Source organism: Polaromonas sp. (assembly GCF_041689105.1).
Taxonomy (GTDB): domain Bacteria; phylum Pseudomonadota; class Gammaproteobacteria; order Burkholderiales; family Burkholderiaceae_C; genus Polaromonas.
The window spans coordinates 1-17,591 of sequence record NZ_JBDNGU010000066.1 but is presented as its reverse complement, the minus strand read 5'-3'; the positions used below and the strand labels follow the sequence as shown (position 1 = coordinate 17,591).

The window sequence follows — 17,591 nt, the reverse complement described above, 5'->3', positions numbered from 1 at the left end:
CAGGAATCACCCATGACAATCATGCTGCTTTTGTTCGGTGCCGTGCTGGCGCTGGTGCTGCTCAACATACCCATTGCCGTGTCGCTGGGCATCGTCGCCGTTATCGCGATGGTGACCAGCCAGGGCCTTGATTCGCTGCCCAACGTGGCGCTGGTCGTCTACAACGGCGCGACCAATTTTCCGTTGCTGGCGATTCCCCTGTTCATCCTGGCTGGCGCCATCATGAATGCTTCGGGCATTTCCCAGCGCCTGATCGCGTTTGCCTCGTCGCTGTTCGGCTGGGTGCGCGGGGGCCTGTCGCATGTGTCGATAGGCTCTTCGCTGTTTTTCGCCGAGATATCGGGCTCAGCGGTCGCCGATGTGGCGGCACTCGGCTCCATACTGATTCCAGGCATGAAGGCCAAGGGCTACCCAGGTCCCTTTGCTGCGGCGGTGATGTCCTCGTCGGCCACGCTGGCCGTCATCATCCCGCCGTCCATCCCCATGATCCTGTACGCGGTCATGGCCGAAACCTCGGTGGTGCAGATGTTTGTCGCCGGCATCATTCCCGGTTTGCTGGGCGCTGCCGGCCTGATGGGCATGGCCAGTTTTCTGGCCAATCGCTATAACCTGCCGCGCGAAGAGGCGTTTTCCATCAAACGTGTCGCCAAAACCGGCCGCGAGGCGCTGTGGGCATTCGCACTGCCCATCATCATCCTGGGGGGCATATTCGGTGGGGTCGTGACCGCCACGGAAGGCGCCGCACTGGCGGTGATTGCGGCGCTGTTCATCGGGCTGGGGGTTTACCGGGAACTGGACCTCAAACACCTGCGGTCCGCCGTCATGGAGGGCGGCGTGCAGACTGCGGTGGTCATGCTACTTGTGGCGACCAGCGCCTTGCTGGGCACCTACCTGACCGAAGTGCAGGCGCCCCAGGCGCTGGCCAAGGCCGTGTCGGACTTCACCTCCAACAAGTGGGTGGTGCTGGCCTTGCTCAACGTGCTGTTCCTGTTCCTGGGCATGTTCCTGCACTCGGCTGCCGCCATCATTCTTGTCATTCCCATCGTGATGCCGCTGGTCCGCTCCGTCGGCATTGACCCGGTGCACTTCGGGCTGATTGTGACCATCAACCTGGGCATTGGGCAGCAGACACCGCCGGTAGCCAGCGTGTTGATGGTGGCCAGCTCGATTGCCAAGGCATCGGTCTGGGACGTGAGCAAGGTCAACATCTGGTTCATCGGCGTGCTGGTCGCCGTGCTGATGCTGGTGACCTATGTGCCTGTGACCGGTATGGGCCTGGTCGAGCTGTTTTACCGCTAAGGAACAAGACTTTGACGCAAAAACTGGATGATTCAGGCAGGCGGCCGCTGCCGCTGACCGGTGTCCGTGTTCTCGACATCAGCCAGGTCATGGCCGGCCCTTACGCCTGCATGCTGCTGGCGGACATGGGCGCCGAGGTGACCAAGATCGAGCCGCCCGGCGGCGGTGACCAGACACGCGGCGCGATGGGCTTCAAGATGAAGGGCCCGGACAGCCTGGGCTTTCTGAACATGAACCGCAACAAGCGCAGCGTCGCGCTTAACCTCAAGTCCGAGGCGGGCAAGGCGGTGCTGCTGCGGATGGTCAAAGACGCCGACATCCTGCTGGAGAATTATCGTCCCGGCGCGATGAAGCGGCTAGGCCTCGGCTACGAGGTGCTCAAGGAAGTCAACCCCAAACTGGTCTACACCAGCATCTCGGGCTTTGGCCAGACAGGGCCCTGGTCCGACCGGCCGGGTTTTGACTTGATGGCGCAGGCGATGTCGGGCGTGATGAGCGTGACCGGCTATCCCGGTGGCCCGCCGGTCAAGGCCGGCGTGCCGGTGGCCGACATCGGCTGCGCGCTGTTTGCGGTGTACGCCACCTTGTCGGCCTACATCGGCGCCAAGGCCAGCGGACAGGGCCAGCATGTGGACGCCTCCCTTTTTGATTCGGCGCTGGCGTTTTCGGTCTGGGACATCTGCGACTACTGGGGCACGGGCAAGGAGCCCGAGCCGCTGGGGACCTCCAACAAGATGACTGCGCCCTACCAGGCCATGGCCTGCTCGGACGGTTACTTCGTGATGGGCGCCAACAACCAGAAGCTGTGGCAGCAGCTGTGCAAGCTGATGGGGCGCGAAGAGCTTCTGGCCGACGAGCGCTTTTCCACCATCTCGCTGCGCCTGGCGAACCGGCACGCGCTGGAAGTGGAGCTGGAGAAAACCTTTCGCCTCCAGCCCAAGGACTATTGGGTCAGCACTTTCCTTGAAGCCGGTATTCCTGCCGGCCCCATCCTGACCTACCCCGAAGCCTTCGACAGCGACCATGCCAAGGCGCGCGCGATGCGCATGGAGATCGACCACCCGGTGGAGGGCAAGGTGCCCAACATCGGTTTCGCGGTCAAGATGTCCGGCACACCGCAGCAGGTGCGCCGCCACCCGCCGCGCCTGGGCGAACACACGGCCGAGGTGCTGACCGAGCTGGGCATTGGCACCGAAGAGCAGGCACAACTCGAAGCGCAGGGCGCTTTCGCGGCATGAGCGAGTCAGACGCCAAGGGCGCCGTCCATCTGGCCATCAATGCCGGCGTGGCATCGGTCCTGTTTGACAGGCCGGCAGCGCGCAACGCCATGACCTGGTCCATGTACGAGCGCCTCAACCAGATCTGCGAGCAGCTCAAGACCGATGTATCGGTGCGCGTGGTGACTTTTCGGGGCGCCGGCGGCCAGGCTTTTGTGGCCGGCACCGACATCGAGCAGTTCACCACTTTCAGCAGCGGTGAGGACGGTGTCGCCTACGAAAAGCAGATCGACCAGTGCATTGCCCGGCTGGAGTCCCTGCCCATGCCCACGGTGGCGGTGATCGAAGGCTGGGCCATAGGCGGCGGGCTGGCGATTGCCACCGCCTGCGACTTTCGCATTGCCACGCCGGTTTCAAAATTCGGAGTGCCTATTGCCAGGACGCTGGGTAATTGCCTGTCGGTGGCCAATCTGGCGCGGCTCGCTGCCGTGTTTGGCAGCCCGCGCGTCAAGCGCATGTTGATGCTGGCCGAGGTGTTGACGGCCGAGGAAGCCCTGGCCTGTGAATTCCTGATGCAGATCAGCGAGGCTGGCGAGATTGATGCAGTCCTGCGCACACTCTGCGAGCGGCTGGCCGCGTTGGCACCCGTGACTCAGCGCGTGAGCAAGGAGGGTCTGCGTCGCCTGGTCAGCAACAGCCTGCCGCCTGATGAAGATCTGATTCGCCAGTGTTACGGCAGTGCCGACTTTCACGAAGGCGTGTCTGCATTTGTTGAAAAAAGAAGTCCTGTCTGGAAAGGGTAGCGCGACAGGTTCTCAGGTGCCATCGCGGTAATGCGCGCACAGCGTCGCTATCGGCGACTCGGCGTAACGCGGCAGGGCGTCCCGGTTGCGCACCAGGATGTAACGCTCGCGCACGCTCCAGGGTTCAAGCAGCTCGATCAGGGCGATGCCCATGGCGGCCTGGTTGCGCCGGGCCGCCGACTCCGGCACGATGCCGACCCCGAAGCCCGCGCCTATCATGCGGCACATCGCGTCAAAGCTGGACAACTGGATGCGCAGCTTCAGCGGTTTGCCCAGCGCATCGGTCACCTGCGCCAGAAAGGTCTGCAGCGTGCTGCCCGACTGCATGCCCAAGGCGTCTTCGTCCAGCGTTTCTGCAAACGCGATTTTCTTGCGGCGCGCGAAGCGGTGGTTGCGGGCTACAGCCAGCACCAGCCGGTAGGTGCTGAAATGAATCGCTTCCAGGCCCAGCGTGTCGACCTTGCCGGCCACGATGCCGATGTCGGCCCGGCCGTCAAGCACGCCGCGCGCGATTTCCGGGTTGGGCTTTTCCTGCAGGTCGATGTTGATTTTCGGGTTGTCCGCGAGAAAGCCGGGCAGGATTTCCGGCAAAAAGTCCGCCTGAAGTGGACCCCAGAGTCAGGACAGACTTGATGGCAGTTTAAGTTGCACTCGACTTCTCGCAGCTGGACGGCGCTGCCCCGGTTTTTGCAATTGGTATTGCTGACGCACTTTCAATCCTGACTTCCTCGAACTCAGTCCCGCTGGAGCGAAGCGCAACTGGGAGTCCTTCTTTGGCCCGGTATTTATCCACGATCATCGCACCGCCGCCGCTTGAAGTCTTGTGAACCTCCTGCGGGGTTTGATTTCCCAGGGACTGGTGCGGTCGCTCGGTGTTGTAGAAGGCAAAGCATTTCGTCAGCCCAATCAGCAGTTCGCCCATCGTGGCGTAGCCGTTGAGGTACACGTCTTCGTGTTTGACGCTCCTCCAAAGCCGTTCCACAAAGATGTTGTCATAGGCTCGGCCACGACCATCGATGCTGATGGCGATATCCTCGCGCTTGAGAACGCCCGTGAAGACTTCGCTTGTGAATTGGCTTCCCTGCTCGCTGTTGAACACCTCGGGCTTGCCATGCTCACGCAAGGCGTCTTCCAGGCAGTCCACGCAGAAGGCCGCTTCCATGCTGTTGCTGATGCGCCAGCTCAACACCCGCCGGGAGTACCAGTCAATCACAGCCACCAAGTAGGCAAAGCCTCTGTCCAGCCTCACGTACGTTATGTCCGTACTCCAGACCTGATTGGCCCGCACCACAGGCACCCCACGCAGCAAATACGGGTACACCTTGTGCTGTGGGTGCGCCGTGCTCGTGTTCAGCCCTGGCGCCATGCCTGCCAGGAACATGGAGCGCATAAGGCGTTGTACTCGCTTGCGGTTGACCCGGTGGCCGCAATGAAACAGGTACACCACCATCTTGCGGCTGCCATAGAACGGATGACGCGTGTACTCCTCATCGATCAGGCGCGTGAGCACTTCGTCAACCTCGATAAACACCACCGGTCGGCGCTTGGCGTAGACGGTCGTGCGCGATACGCCAGCCAGCATGCATTGGCGTTTTTGCGTCAGATCAGTATGGACGCCGATCCAGCCACGGCGGATCATGGCAGGCTGATCCCGGACTTTTTTTTGAGCCAGTCGAGCTCCATCTTCAATCGCCCGATCTCTCCGTACAGCCTGTCTGGCGCACTCTCAGGCGACGCCGGTTGCGGCCCGCGCTTACCTTCAAACAGGCTTTTAGCCTGGCCTTGGATCTCTCGCTTCCATTGCCCGACTTGCACCGGATGAACTCCATATTCCTGCGCAATCTGATTGATGGTCTTCATCCCACCGAGCGCTTCTAGACCCACCTTTGCCTTGAACTCCGGTGGATGAGATTTCCGCTTCTTTGATTCCGTCATTGGTAACCCGTTTCTTTAGACAGTGTCCCACTTAAACACCTGTCCCAAATTCCGGGTCCACTTCACTGATACTAGTGTAAACCCTGAGAATCTTCTGAAATTCAGAAGTCCTAGTTCCAAAGTTAGTGATTGTGTCTGCCGGCTGAAGTGGCGACCATGGTCGCCTTATTCAACAAGGAGAGAGCATGAAACTTTTATTTACTGCGGCTGCGGCCGCGCTGCTTGCAACTTCAGTGGGTGCTCAGCAAACAGGGCAATACCCCATCGATGTAGTGAAGGCGATTGTTGGCTATCCTGCCGGACAAACCACCGATATCGTTACTCGAATTATCAGTGAGAGGTTGTCTCAAAAGTGGAAGACACCAGTCGTTGTTCAAAACATTGCAGGTGCGGGCAGTACTATCGCTGCTGCCACTGCTGCGAGGGCGAAACAAGACGGTCAGACGATTTTGTTCACGGCCAATGCGGCAATGGTGACTGGACCGCACATCTACAAAAATCTCACCTACAAACCTTTTGAAGATTTCGAGTTCGTCAATCTTTCAATTTGGGTGCCTTATGTGTGCGCGGTAAATCCAGCTCTGCCGGTGACAGACATGGCTTCCCTAAGAAAATACATCAAAGATAATCCGGGGAAAGTAGCGTACGGCTCACCGGGCATTGCGACGATGTCGCACCTCACAATGGAGAGGCTAAAAGCAGAGCATGGCTTCGATGTGCTCCATGTGCCGTACCAAGGGTCCGCAGCGGTTCTTACAGATCTTGCATCAGGTAACTTGCAGTTTGCTTGCGAACCAACAAGTGTGGTGGGTCCCTTCATTGACGGCGGTCGTATTAGACCCATCGCGGTCACCTCAGAAAAACGCCTGCCTGGCTTTCCGAAAGTACCGACCATTGGAGAGACATACCATGGTTTCACAAGCGGTGCCTGGATTGGGGTTGTCGTGCCAAAAGGTGTGCCAAAGGCGACGTTCGACAAGCTGAATGCTGATATCGATCAGGTTCTCCAAGAAAAATCGGTTAAAGAAAGATTCGAGAAAATGGGTTTGGCGGTCATCTCCGCAGGCCCAGAGAAATTCACTCAGCTTGCAAAGGAGGACGATAAGACATACGGACAGTTGATCCGCAGCTTGAATCTTCAGTAATGAGTTAACAATTAGATAGGGGATATTTGCATGAAAACAGAATTCAGAAAGTTGTCCGACAAAATTGGTGTTGAAGCGATCGGCGTTGATTTGTCAAAAATGCCTGATGGCAAAAAAATGGATGAGCTTGAAAAAGCCTTTGTTGACAATTGTGTGCTCTTGTTTAGGAACCAGCAACTGACAGAAGATCAGCATGTGGCTTTTAGCAGGCATTTCGGTGGGTTGGAAATACACGTGCTCAAGCAGTATTTGTTGCCGGATCATCCCGAGCTACTACGCATCTCAAATATTCAGGAAAATGGCAAAAACATTGGAATCAGCGATGCAGGGCAGTATTGGCACACTGATCTGTCCTATACGAGAACTCCTAGCCGTTGTTCTGTGTTGTTGGCAAAAATGATTCCCGATGCTGACGCTGGAAGAAGCTTCGGTGATACGTGTTTTGTCAATACGATTGCTGCTTATGAAGATCTGAATGAGGAAACAAAAACCTATCTTTTAAAATTAAAAGCCATTCACTCTTATTCAGATCGTTACGAGAGGATGCGAGCTGTAAGTGAGGGCGCAAGTCAGCGAGCACCGTTGACTGAAGAGCAAAAAAAGCAGGTCCCGGATGTGATTCATCCTGTTGTCAGAACTCACCCGGTGAGCGGGAAAAAGTCTATTTACGTGAATGAGGGTTTTACGATGCAGATCGAAGGTCTGCCTGCCGATGAGAGTGATCGGCTGCTCAAGCAGTTGTTTGATCACTGTGCTTCTGAAAAATTTATGTATCGGCACAAGTGGAAGGCTGGCGACATGATCATGTGGGACAACTGTAGCACTCAGCATCTAGCTATCGCAGATTATGGGCTTCACCAGCCAAGATTAATGCACAGGACAACCGTGACTGGAACGCCAGTTTTTTGAAGTGGTGTTCATATTAAGAAAGGTTCGTCAGTAAAAATCTTGGGCCAGTGACAAACGGACGAGCCCACATTTATCAACCAACCCAAACGAAAGGATATGGTTTTAGCCTTGGAAGGCTAGTAGGTGGCAAAAAGCAAAGTGATGTGAAATAGGCCAGACCGGGACGAGCTAAACCTGTATGTGGCGCACGGACATAAAAAGTCCGTTCCAGGAGATGAGGTGCTTGTCAGCGGATATACATCTGGGCCAGCGGGGGAGACAGGGAAACCAGTCAAACCACGCAAACAAGGCCGGATGTAAGTGTGCAGCCGACTTCTTCACAAAACTAAGCAAATTGTGCTTGCTAGCCGGGAGGCATCCATATAAGACTCCATGGCACAACATTTCATCAACGGTCAGTGGGTGCCCGCGTCCAGCGGCCAGACCTTGCCCGTCATCGACCCCAGCACAGGCGAGGTGTTTGAAACCCTAGCGCGCGGCAACGCCGCCGACATCGACCAGGCCGTCGCGGCGGCCCGTGCCGCATTGTCAGGCCCGTGGAGCAAGCTGACCGCCACCGAGCGCGGGCGCATTCTGATGAAGATGTCGCAGCTCATGCTCGAGCGGGTCGAGGCACTCGCGCAGCTCGAAGCCCGCGACACCGGCAAGCCGATGTCCCAGGCACGTAACGACATTGTAGTGGCGGCCCGTTACTGCGAGTTTTACGGTGGTGCGGCGGACAAGGTGCATGGCCAGCAGATCCCCTACCTAAACGACTATCACGTGGTGGTGCTGCGCGAGCCCTACGGCGTGACCGCGCACATCTTGCCCTGGAACTATCCTGCGCAAATGTTTGGCCGCTCGGTCGTTCCTTCGCTCGCCATGGGCAATGCCGCCGTGCTCAAGCCCTCTGAAGATGCATGCCTGACACCGCTGGCTTTCTGTGACATTGCCCGGGAAGTCGGTTTGCCCGATGGCGCGCTCAACGTGGTAACCGGTCTAGGTGAAGAAGCCGGTGCGGCACTCACGGCGCACCATGACATCGATTTCGTAACCTTCACCGGCTCGCCCGGCGTGGGCATGCTGGTGCAGAAGGCGGCTGCCGACCGCACTATCAAGTGCGTGCTTGAATTGGGCGGAAAGTCGCCGCAGATCGTGTTCGAGGACGCTGATCTGGACCGCGCTGCGTCGTTCACCTTGAAGGCAATCACGCAAAATGGTGGCCAAACCTGCTCCGCTGGCAGCCGGCTGTTGGTGCAGCGTTCGATTTACGACCGCTTTGTCGGCATGGTGGTTGAGCGCTTCGCCCAAGCTTCGGCTGGCACACCGGCCATGGACCTGGACTGTGGCCCACTGATTAACGCCGGACAGAAGGAACGCGTAGAAGATTTCATTCGCCACGCCATGGACAGCGGCATTCCGGTGCTTGGGCAAGGCAGGGTGGTCGACGGTGTCCCGTCCGGCGGCTTCTACGTGGCGCCCACGCTGTTCGGCCCGGTGCCGCGCGGCCACCGGCTGGCTTGCGAAGAAGTGTTTGGTTCGGTTCTGGCCGTTATCCCGTTTGAAGATGAAGAAGATGCCGTGGCGCTGGCCAATGACACAGACTTCGGTTTATTGGCCGGAATCTGGACCAGGGACGGCGGTCGCCAGATCCGCATGGCCAAGCGCATGCACTGCGGGCAGGTCTACATCAATTGCTATGGCGCGGGCGGTGGCGTGGAACTGCCGTTTGGCGGCGTCAAACGCAGCGGTCATGGTCGTGAGAAAGGATTTCTTGCACTGGAAGAGTTTTGCAATGTGAAGACCGTGGTGCAGTATCACGGCCAATAACTCGTTATAAGGTAAGCCCCCTGCTCTGCCGGGGGACTCACGCAGGTTTGACCGTTTGCTACGGTCGTAGATGCTATGGAATAGGAGCATCGAATGGAAAGAGTACCGGAGCTTACCTGGCGCGGACGCTGTTGCATTCAAACCGGGCGAGCGGTGTTTTGTGCGTCGGCGGCCAGCAGGGCAATAAGATCGCGCGCGAACGTCGGCATGGTCTCGAGGTTGCGCACACAGACATGCATGTCGCGAATTGCCCACGGGTCCTGCAATGGCACGATCCGGATATCCATGGTCTGGGTATGGCGGCGCGCCGCAGATTCCGGCAGAACGCCCACGCCGACGTGGGCCTCGATCATTCGACACGCTGTTTCAAAATTGCCGACCTGGATCCGCAGCTGGAGCTGGCGGTGCATACGATCGCAGACTTGCCGGAGAAATCCGTGGAGGGCACTTGCTTCGTGCAGACCGACATGCACCAGATCCAGCGTCTGCACGAAATCGATGCCTGGACAGGTGTCCAGCGCGTGGCTGCGGGGTACCACCAGCACGAGCCGATCGGTGCGATAGGGGATGATCTCTAGGTTCTCGGTGTTGACCGTTCCCGCTACGACGCCGATGTCGGCATGGTCTTCCAAGACAGCGCGCACGATGTCATGACTCAATCGTTCGCGTAGACTGATGTTTATGTCCGGATGGCTCTGTAGATAGCAGCCCAAAACAGGGGGCAGAAATTCGCCGAGGGCCGTGGTGTTGGCAAAGATACGCAAGTGGCCCTTGATACCCTTGGCGTATTCCTGCATGTCTCCACGCATGTTCTCGATCTGCCCCAGCACCTGCAGCGCATGTTGCAAAAAGGTTTGCCCCGGCGGCGTCAGTGTCATACCCTGGCTGCTGCGGAACAGCAGTTTGGTACCCAGGCTTTCTTCGAGGTTCTTGATTCGGGTGCTGGCTGCCGCCAGAGAAATGTGAGAGCTTTCGGCGCCCCGAGTCAGGCTGCTGAACTCAGCAACCCGAACAAGGAGTCGCAAATCAACCAAATCGAAGTGCATGGCCATGAGTATTCCTGTACTGCCTCCCGGTGTGAGGGCTATGCCGATTCTAGTGATGTGCCCATACGAACCACAGCGTCTTGGCTGATCAGTCCTGCCCACCCTTCGGAAATGCTGAAGTTCCGCTTTTGAAATCAGTGATTGCACATTTATGCTCCAGCGGTGACCATGTTGACCTTGTCATTCAAAACATCACACAAGCTGCTGTCTTTATGAGCACCGACACCCGTAGCCTAGCCCCCGCCACGCTGATCCACCTGCAAAGCTGGGTCGGCAAAAGCGAAACCCTGCTTGATGACATCACCGCCGCGCCGCTGCGCGGGCTGTCGGCCACGCTGGACCGGGACGACCCGCCGCCTGTGGCTGGAACAACGGTGCCTCCGCTGTGGCACTGGTTGTACTTCTTGCCGCAGCCGCAGCGTTCGGAGATCGGCCCCGACGGTCATGCCCAGCGCGGCGGATTTTTGCCCCCAGTGCCGCTGCCTCGCCGCATGTGGGCCGGTGGGCGGCTGCAATGGCTGCAGGACAACCCTCTGGTGCTCGGGGATACGATCAAGCGTGTCTCGCGCATCGAGTCAGTGACGCACAAATCCGGCCGTAGCGGCGACCTCGTGTTCGTGCTGGTCAAGCATGAGATAAGCAATGCGCGCGGTTTGGCGCTCACCGAAGAACACGATATTGTTTACCGCGCCAATCCCCGGGCCGAAGACCCGGTACCGCCGCCGCAGCGTGCTGCCAAGGACGCTGCATGGACAGAAACCGTGCTGCCCGACGACGTGCTGCTCTTCCGGTATTCGGCGCTGACCTTCAATGGCCACCGCATCCACTATGACCGCAAGTACGTCACCGAAGTCGAAGGCTACCCCGGCCTGATCGTGCATGGGCCGCTGATCGCAACCCTGCTGGCGGACCTGCTGCGCAGGAACCTGCCGGGCGCGCGTTTGCTCCGTTTCGAGTTTCGCGCTGTTCGGCCGGTTTTTGATATATCGCCTTTCAAGCTGCACGGCAAGCCCTCGCCCGATGGCAAAAGTGTGCAGCTCTGGACCGAAGACCACGAGGGCTGGCTCACCATGCAGGCCACCGCCACACTGGCCTGAGCCCTCTCCATCCCAACAGGAAGATTCATGAAAACCCAGATCCCCGCCCCCGACGCCTACCAGGACATGCGCGAAGCCCTTCGCGGCATGCTCGCGTCCTTTGACTCTGCCTACTGGCAAAAAGTCGACCACGAGCGCGGCTACCCCGAGGCTTTCGTCAACGCGTTGACCGAGGCCGGTTGGCTGGCGGCCCTGATTCCCGCCGAGTACGGTGGCTCCGGTCTGGGGCTGGCAGAAGCCTCGGTGATCATGGAAGAGATCAACTTTGCTGGCGGCAATGCCGGCGCCTGCCACGGCCAGATGTACAACATGGGCACCTTGCTGCGCCATGGCTCCGACGTGCAGAAAAAGCGCTACCTGCCGAAGATCGCCACCGGCGAATTGCGCCTGCAGTCCATGGCCGTGACCGAGCCCACCACTGGCACCGACACCACGCAGCTCAAGACCACTGCGGTGAAAAAAGGCGACAAATACGTGGTCAACGGCCAGAAGGTCTGGATCTCGCGCATCCAGCATTCTGACCTGATGATTTTGCTGGCCCGCACCACGCCGCTGGCCGAGGTGAAGAAAAAGTCCGAAGGCATGTCGATCTTTATCGTCAACCTCAAGGACGCGATTGGCCAGGGCATGGCGGTGCAGCCGATTGCCAACATGGTCAACCACGAAACCAATGAAGTCTTCTTCGACAATCTCGAGATTCCGGCAGAGAACCTGATCGGCGAGGAAGGCCAGGGCTTCAGGTACATCCTCGACGGCCTGAATGCTGAACGCACGCTGATTGCTGCCGAATGTATTGGCGACGCCTACTGGTTTGTCGACAAGGCACGTCGTTATGCGAGCGACCGGGTCGTCTTCAACCGGCCCATTGGCCAGAACCAGGGCGTGCAGTTTCCCATCGCCGACGCGTACATCGAAACCGAAGCCGCCAACCTGATGCGCTTCAAGGCCTGCGAACTGTTTGACGCCGGCAAGCCCTGCGGTGCCGAGTCCAATATGGCCAAGTACCTGGCTGCGAAAGCGTCTTGGGAAGCGGCCAACGTGTGCCTGCAGACCCATGGCGGCTTTGGGTTTGCCACTGAATACGACGTGGAACGCAAGTTCCGTGAGACCCGGCTCTACCAGGTGGCGCCGATTTCCACCAACCTCATTTACTCTTATGTGGCGGAGCATTTGCTTGGGTTGCCGAGGTCGTTCTGATTCTGATTTCCTGCGATGCAACAAATGACGCCATGTGCCACCGTTCGGGCTGAACCGCCTGTCCTGAGCTTTGTCGAAGGGGTCGAAGCCTGCACAAGCTTGCGCGGCTGTGGGCCTTCCAGCAAGCCGGGTCTCGCCCCGGCGGGCGACTTACTTTTCTTTGCTTCGCCAAAGAAACCTAAGGAAAAGAAAGGCGACCCGATGGTCCGGGTCCCCCGCGCTGCGCTTCGGGGCAACCTGCGGTGCTCGCCAAAAGCGGGGTCTCGCTCGAACTCGCCTTCGGCTCAGACAATCGCGAGCCCTGACCCGCTTTTGGCTGCGCTCCTCGGCCCGGCCCAACGGGTGGGGGAAACAACAAACATCCAAATACCGAACCCTAATCCGGAGTCACATCCGGAGTCGAAGAAGCGCGCAGCGCTTCTTCGACGGGACTCCCCAGCGACTGTCATGTTTGCACGCGAGCGCAGCACACGCGGCCACATGAGGTCCCCCTCCATCGCCCAGCGGGGCGAGGGAGGGGCTAGGGGTGGGAGTGGGGAGTCAGACCTACCTAAGCAGGCACGACGCAGCCGCAGCGCAATACCAGCGAGCACCCATTGGCAGCAAGCTTCCCCAACGGATACGCCATGACAAAACAAACAAGACCCCTTGACGGCATCACCGTCATCTCCCTGGAACACGCCATCGCCGCCCCTTTCTGCACCCGGCAACTCGCCGACCTGGGCGCACGGGTCATCAAGGTCGAGCGTCCCGGTGTCGGTGACTTTGCACGGGCCTATGACCAGCGTGTCGATGGGCTGGCTTCGCACTTTGTCTGGGTCAACCGCTCCAAGGAAAGCCTGACGCTGGACCTGAAGCAGCCTGCCGCCATTGCGGTGCTCAAACAGTTGCTCGAAACCGCCGATGTGCTGGTGCAAAACCTGGCACCTGGTGCGGCCGCCCGCATGGGGCTGGGGTACGACGCGCTCAGCAAGGTCAACCCGGCGCTGATCGTCTGCGACATCTCGGGGTATGGCGACGACGGCCCCTACCGCGACAAAAAGGCCTATGACCTGCTGATACAGAGCGAAGCGGGCTTCCTGTCGGTGACCGGCACGCCCGACGAGGCTTGCAAGGCCGGCAACTCGGTGGCCGACATCGCCGCAGGCATGTACGCCTACACCAGCATCCTGGCGGCCCTGCTTCAACGTGACAAGCGCGGCGGGACTGGCCGGGGCGCGCACATCGATGTGTCCATGCTGGAGTCGCTGGCCGAATGGATGGGCTACCCGATGTATTACGCCTACCAGGGCGCGCCGCCGCCGCCGCGTAGCGCTGCCTCGCACGCCACCATTTACCCCTATGGCCCGTTTGCAGCCGGCGACGGCGGCACGGTCATGTTGGGCCTGCAGAACGAACGCGAGTGGACGGTGTTTTGCAAAATCGCGCTGGCGCAGCCGGAGCTGGCCACCGACCCGCGTTTTGACAGCAACGCCCGGCGCAACGACAACCGCGACGCGCTCAAGGCCATCATCCTCGCCACCTTTGCCGGCATGAGCGCCGCGCAGGTGGTGGCCAGGCTCGACGAAGCGCAGATTGCCAACGCCCGCATGAACAGCATGGCCGAGCTGTGGGCGCATCCGCAGCTCCAGGCGCGGGACCGCTGGCGCAGTGTGGGCACACCCGCCGGCGACATTCCCGCCTTGCTGCCGCCGGGCCGTGTCAGCAGCTTCGACTACCGCATGGACCCGGTGCCCGCAGTTGGCCAGCACAGCGACGCCATCCTGCGCGAACTGGGGCAGGGCGACGCTGCGATAGCCGCCATGCGGCTCTCAGGTGCTATTTAAATGATAGCTGCTTGTGCATATTTAATAAGGGCTGGGGGCGTATTCTTTCATTAGACTTTGTCTTTGACTGTCATCCCGGACTCGATCCGGGATCCATGCCACATGCACCAGAGGGCAGCTCCCGGGGCATGGATTGCGGATCAAGTCCGCAATGACAAGCCGGTCGCCCGATCTGAATTTGATCCAAGGAACAACATGAGCACCACTGCAACCGCCGAACTCGCCGCCTTCGCGGCTAATCTGCGCTTTGAGGATATCCCTGAACCGGTGGTCCGCAAGGCCGAAGACCTGCTGGTCGACTGGTTCGGCTCGGCCATCGCCGGGAAGGGCGCGCGGGCGGTCGAGACGCTCACCCGTTTTACCGCCAGCATGGGGCCAGCCAGCGGCGCGGCTGAAGTGCTGATAGATCGCAGCACGAGCAGTGCCTACTTCGCAGCCATGTCCAACGCCGCGGCCTCGCACGTTGCCGAGCAGGACGACGTTCACAACGGTTCGGTTTTCCACCCAGCCACCGTGGTGTTTCCGGTGGCGCTGGCAATGGCGCAGACCCTGGGCAGCAGCGGCAAGCAGTTGCTGGCCGCCGCTGTGGCGGGTTATGAAGTCGGCATCCGCGTGGGCGAGTTTCTCGGCCGCTCGCATTACAAAGTGTTTCACACCACCGGCACCGCCGGCACCTTGGCGGCGGCAGCTGCTGCAGGCAGCCTGCTGGGCTTGACGCCCGCGCAGATGCAGCACGCTTTCGGTTCGGCCGGCACGCAGTCAGCCGGGTTGTGGGAGTTTTTGCGAACCGCCGCCGACTCCAAACAGCTGCATACCGCGCACGCGGCCGCAGCCGGCCTGATGTCGGCTTGCCTGGCGCAGGATGGCTTCACTGGCGCGGCGCAAATACTCGAAGGCCCCCAGGGCATGGCCGCCGGCATGTCCAGCGATGCCGACCCGGCCAAGCTGGTCGATGGCCTGGGCACGCGCTGGGCCACGGCCGAGACCTCGTTCAAGTACCACGCCTCCTGTCGCCACACGCACCCAGCGGCCGACGCGCTGCTGCAGGTCATGCAGGCCAACAATCTCAAGCCCGCCGACCTCGCGCGGGTGGTCACGCATGTGCACCAGAGCGCCATCGACGTGCTGGGCCCTGTGCTGGACCCGGCCACGGTTCACCAGAGCAAGTTCTCGATGGGCACGGTGCTGGCGCTGGTGGCGCGCTTTGGCCATGCGGGCCTCGTCGAGTTCGACCAGCATTTCCGTGAAGACATCACCACCGCACTGCGCGACCGAATCACGATGGTGCTGGACGCCGAAGTGGACGCCGCTTACCCGCAGCGCTGGATTGGCAAGGTCACCGTCACCACCACCGATGGCCGGGTGCTGCAGGGCAGGGTGGACGAACCCAAGGGCGACCCCGGCAACACCCTGAGCCGCGAAGAGATCACCGCCAAGGCGCAGCGGCTGGCCGCCTTCAGCGGTGGCGCCAGCGAGGCAGACATGACGCGCGCCATCAAATCGCTCTGGGACATCGCGCAGCACAAAAAGGTTGGACCGCTGCTGGCGGGTGCCGCATGAATGCCATTGCGTCGGCGCGTTCCTTTTTGTTTGTGCCGGCGAGCCGGCCCGACCGTTACGCCAAGGCGCTGGCCTCGGGCGCGGGAGCCGTGATCATCGACCTTGAAGATGCGGTAGCGCCCAATACCAAGGTGCAGGCACGCCAGCAACTGGTCGACGGCTTCAGCGCCCTGCAGGCGGCTGACCGTTTGCGCGTGCTGGTGCGCATCAACGGCGCTGGCACGACTTGGTACGCCGACGACCTCGCGCTGATGGGCAGGTTGTCCAAACATGACCTCGGTGGCGTGGTGTTGCCCAAAGCAGAGGCTGTTGCCGACCTGGTTCAACTCACGGCGATGGTCGGTTCCGGCTGCGCCGTGCTGCCCATGATCGAAACGGCCGCAGGCCTGGCTGCGCTCGATCTGCTGGCGGCCTGCACAGGCGTGACGCGCCTGGTTTTCGGCAATCTGGATTTCCAGGCCGACCTCGGCATGGCCTGCGGGCCCGATGAAGCCGAGTTGCAACCAGTGCGCCTGGCGCTGGTAGTGGCCTCGCGCCGCGCCGGCCTCGCCGCACCTGTCGATGGTGTCACGCCGGGCACCGGCGACACGGTGCAGTTGCAGCAGGACGCCGCACGTAGCCGACGCAGCGGCTTTGGTGCGAAGCTGTGCATTCATCCGGCGCAGGTCGCTCTCGTGCAGGATACGCTGGCGCCGACGAACGCGGAGATCGACTGGGCCCGACGGGTTCTCGATGCAAAGAGTCGCTCGGATGGCGGTGTGTTTATTCTTGATGGCCGCATGGTCGATGCGCCTGTACTGCGGCTGGCGCAACGCGTTTTTGCGCTGGCTGCCCCCTGAAGGTATGGTTGTATGGCCGTACCCGCCGCATCGGGTTTACACGGACGTAGAACCACGCATGCAATTACGCGCAGACAGGACTAAGATAACGGATCTTCCACAGGTCACGCTCAGCGCACCTGTGCTTGCAGCAAAGTTCACCTTCTGACACTTTTGCTGCCCCTTCCTTCCTCAACAGCATTGCAAGGAGACAACTCAAATGCATTCCCCAACCACTTTCAAAAAACGCACCCTGCTCGGCGCGGCCCTGCTGGCCGGCTGCTTCGCACTGTCCGGACTGGCCCAGGCCCAGACACCGATCGTCATCAAGTTCAGCCACGTCGTGGCAGAGCAAACGCCCAAGGGCCAGGGCGCACTCAAGTTCAAGGAACTCGCCGAGAAAAAGCTGCCTGGCAAGGTGCAGGTGCAGGTGTTCCCCAGCTCGCAGCTGTTCGGTGACGCCAAGGAGCTCGAAGCACTGTTGCTCGGCGACGTGCAATTCATCGCACCCTCGCTGTCCAAGTTTGACCGCTACACCAAAAAAATCCAGGTGTTTGACCTGCCTTTCCTGTTCGACGACATCGACGCCGTGGATCGCTTCCAGTCGGGCGCGCAAGGCAAGGCCTTGCTGGAATCGATGAAAGCGAAAGGATTGCTCGGCCTCGGCTACTGGCACAACGGCATGAAGCAACTGTCCACCAACAAGGACAAGCTGGTCCGGCCTGAAGACGTCAAGGGCCTGAAGTTCCGCATCCAGGCCTCTGACGTTCTGGAGGCGCAGTTCCGCGGGCTAGGCGCCAACCCACAAAAAATGGCGTTTGCCGAGGTCTATCAGGCGCTGCAGACGGGCGTGGTCGACGGGCAGGAAAATACCTGGTCGAACATCTACTCGCAAAAATTCCATGAAGTGCAAAAAACCATCGCCGAGAC

General features: G+C 60.1%; 13 protein-coding genes and 2 pseudogenes. 12 read left to right on the top strand and 3 right to left on the bottom strand.

Annotated features, from left to right (window positions below):
* The first annotated feature begins 12 nt into the window (after nucleotides 1-12).
* Genes ACESMT_RS05440 through ACESMT_RS05430 form a run of 3 tightly spaced genes read left to right on the top strand, consistent with a single transcriptional unit; the run spans nucleotide 13 to nucleotide 3,319 of the window.
* Entirely contained in the window at nucleotides 13-1,299 is a 1,287-nt protein-coding gene (locus ACESMT_RS05440; protein WP_372825556.1) for a TRAP transporter large permease, read from the top strand.
* 11 nt (nucleotides 1,300-1,310) lie between these two features.
* A complete protein-coding gene (locus ACESMT_RS05435) occupies nucleotides 1,311-2,537 on the top strand; it encodes a CaiB/BaiF CoA transferase family protein (RefSeq protein WP_372825555.1) in 1,227 nt (408 codons plus the stop codon).
* The gene (locus ACESMT_RS05430) at nucleotides 2,534-3,319 is read left to right on the top strand and encodes an enoyl-CoA hydratase/isomerase family protein (protein ID WP_372825554.1); all 786 of its coding nucleotides are present in this window, start codon (nucleotides 2,534-2,536) and stop codon (nucleotides 3,317-3,319) included. Before ACESMT_RS05435 ends, ACESMT_RS05430 begins: the two co-directional genes overlap by 4 nt.
* Before the next feature lie 12 nt (nucleotides 3,320-3,331).
* On the opposite strand, the pseudogene ACESMT_RS05425 reads toward ACESMT_RS05430, so the two are convergent.
* A pseudogene (locus ACESMT_RS05425) lies at nucleotides 3,332-3,916 on the bottom strand (LysR substrate-binding domain-containing protein); the annotation flags it as partial.
* Between the two features lie 184 nt (nucleotides 3,917-4,100).
* Nucleotides 4,101-5,254, bottom strand: a pseudogene (locus ACESMT_RS05420) (IS3 family transposase); the annotation flags it as partial.
* A 185-nt stretch (nucleotides 5,255-5,439) separates the two neighbouring features.
* Here ACESMT_RS05420 and ACESMT_RS05415 point away from each other — a divergent pair.
* From ACESMT_RS05415 to ACESMT_RS05405, 3 genes are all read left to right on the top strand, one after another.
* The gene (locus tag ACESMT_RS05415; RefSeq protein WP_372825553.1) at nucleotides 5,440-6,399 is read left to right on the top strand and encodes a Bug family tripartite tricarboxylate transporter substrate binding protein; all 960 of its coding nucleotides are present in this window, start codon (nucleotides 5,440-5,442) and stop codon (nucleotides 6,397-6,399) included.
* Between the two features lie 30 nt (nucleotides 6,400-6,429).
* Entirely contained in the window at nucleotides 6,430-7,308 is an 879-nt protein-coding gene (locus tag ACESMT_RS05410) for a TauD/TfdA dioxygenase family protein (protein WP_372825552.1), read from the top strand.
* 372 nt (nucleotides 7,309-7,680) lie between these two features.
* Nucleotides 7,681-9,117 (top strand): aldehyde dehydrogenase family protein, encoded by a 1,437-nt coding sequence (locus tag ACESMT_RS05405; RefSeq protein WP_372825551.1) that lies wholly within the window; start codon nucleotides 7,681-7,683, stop codon nucleotides 9,115-9,117.
* Between the two features lie 137 nt (nucleotides 9,118-9,254).
* Here the strand turns inward: ACESMT_RS05405 and ACESMT_RS05400 are convergent, their stop codons facing one another.
* A complete protein-coding gene (locus ACESMT_RS05400; protein ID WP_372825550.1) occupies nucleotides 9,255-10,169 on the bottom strand; it encodes a LysR family transcriptional regulator in 915 nt (304 codons plus the stop codon).
* A gap of 206 nt (nucleotides 10,170-10,375) precedes the next feature.
* Between ACESMT_RS05400 and ACESMT_RS05395 the strand changes: the two genes are divergently transcribed.
* From ACESMT_RS05395 to ACESMT_RS05370, 6 genes are all read left to right on the top strand, one after another.
* Nucleotides 10,376-11,260 carry a MaoC family dehydratase N-terminal domain-containing protein gene (locus tag ACESMT_RS05395; RefSeq protein ID WP_372825549.1) on the top strand — a complete coding sequence of 295 codons (885 nt, stop codon included), beginning with the start codon at nucleotides 10,376-10,378 and terminating at the stop codon, nucleotides 11,258-11,260.
* Between the two features lie 27 nt (nucleotides 11,261-11,287).
* A complete protein-coding gene (locus tag ACESMT_RS05390; protein WP_372825548.1) occupies nucleotides 11,288-12,457 on the top strand; it encodes an acyl-CoA dehydrogenase family protein in 1,170 nt (389 codons plus the stop codon).
* A gap of 626 nt (nucleotides 12,458-13,083) precedes the next feature.
* Complete coding sequence (locus ACESMT_RS05385) at nucleotides 13,084-14,283, top strand: CaiB/BaiF CoA transferase family protein (RefSeq protein ID WP_372825547.1); 1,200 nt, start codon at nucleotides 13,084-13,086, stop codon at nucleotides 14,281-14,283.
* A gap of 195 nt (nucleotides 14,284-14,478) precedes the next feature.
* Complete coding sequence (locus tag ACESMT_RS05380) at nucleotides 14,479-15,843, top strand: MmgE/PrpD family protein (protein ID WP_372825546.1); 1,365 nt, start codon at nucleotides 14,479-14,481, stop codon at nucleotides 15,841-15,843.
* Nucleotides 15,840-16,682, top strand: coding sequence for a CoA ester lyase (locus tag ACESMT_RS05375; protein WP_372825545.1), 843 nt, complete (start codon nucleotides 15,840-15,842; stop codon nucleotides 16,680-16,682). Before ACESMT_RS05380 ends, ACESMT_RS05375 begins: the two co-directional genes overlap by 4 nt.
* A 199-nt stretch (nucleotides 16,683-16,881) precedes the next feature.
* A partial coding sequence (locus ACESMT_RS05370) for a DctP family TRAP transporter solute-binding subunit (protein WP_372825544.1) occupies nucleotides 16,882-17,591 on the top strand: 710 nt, incomplete at its 3' end.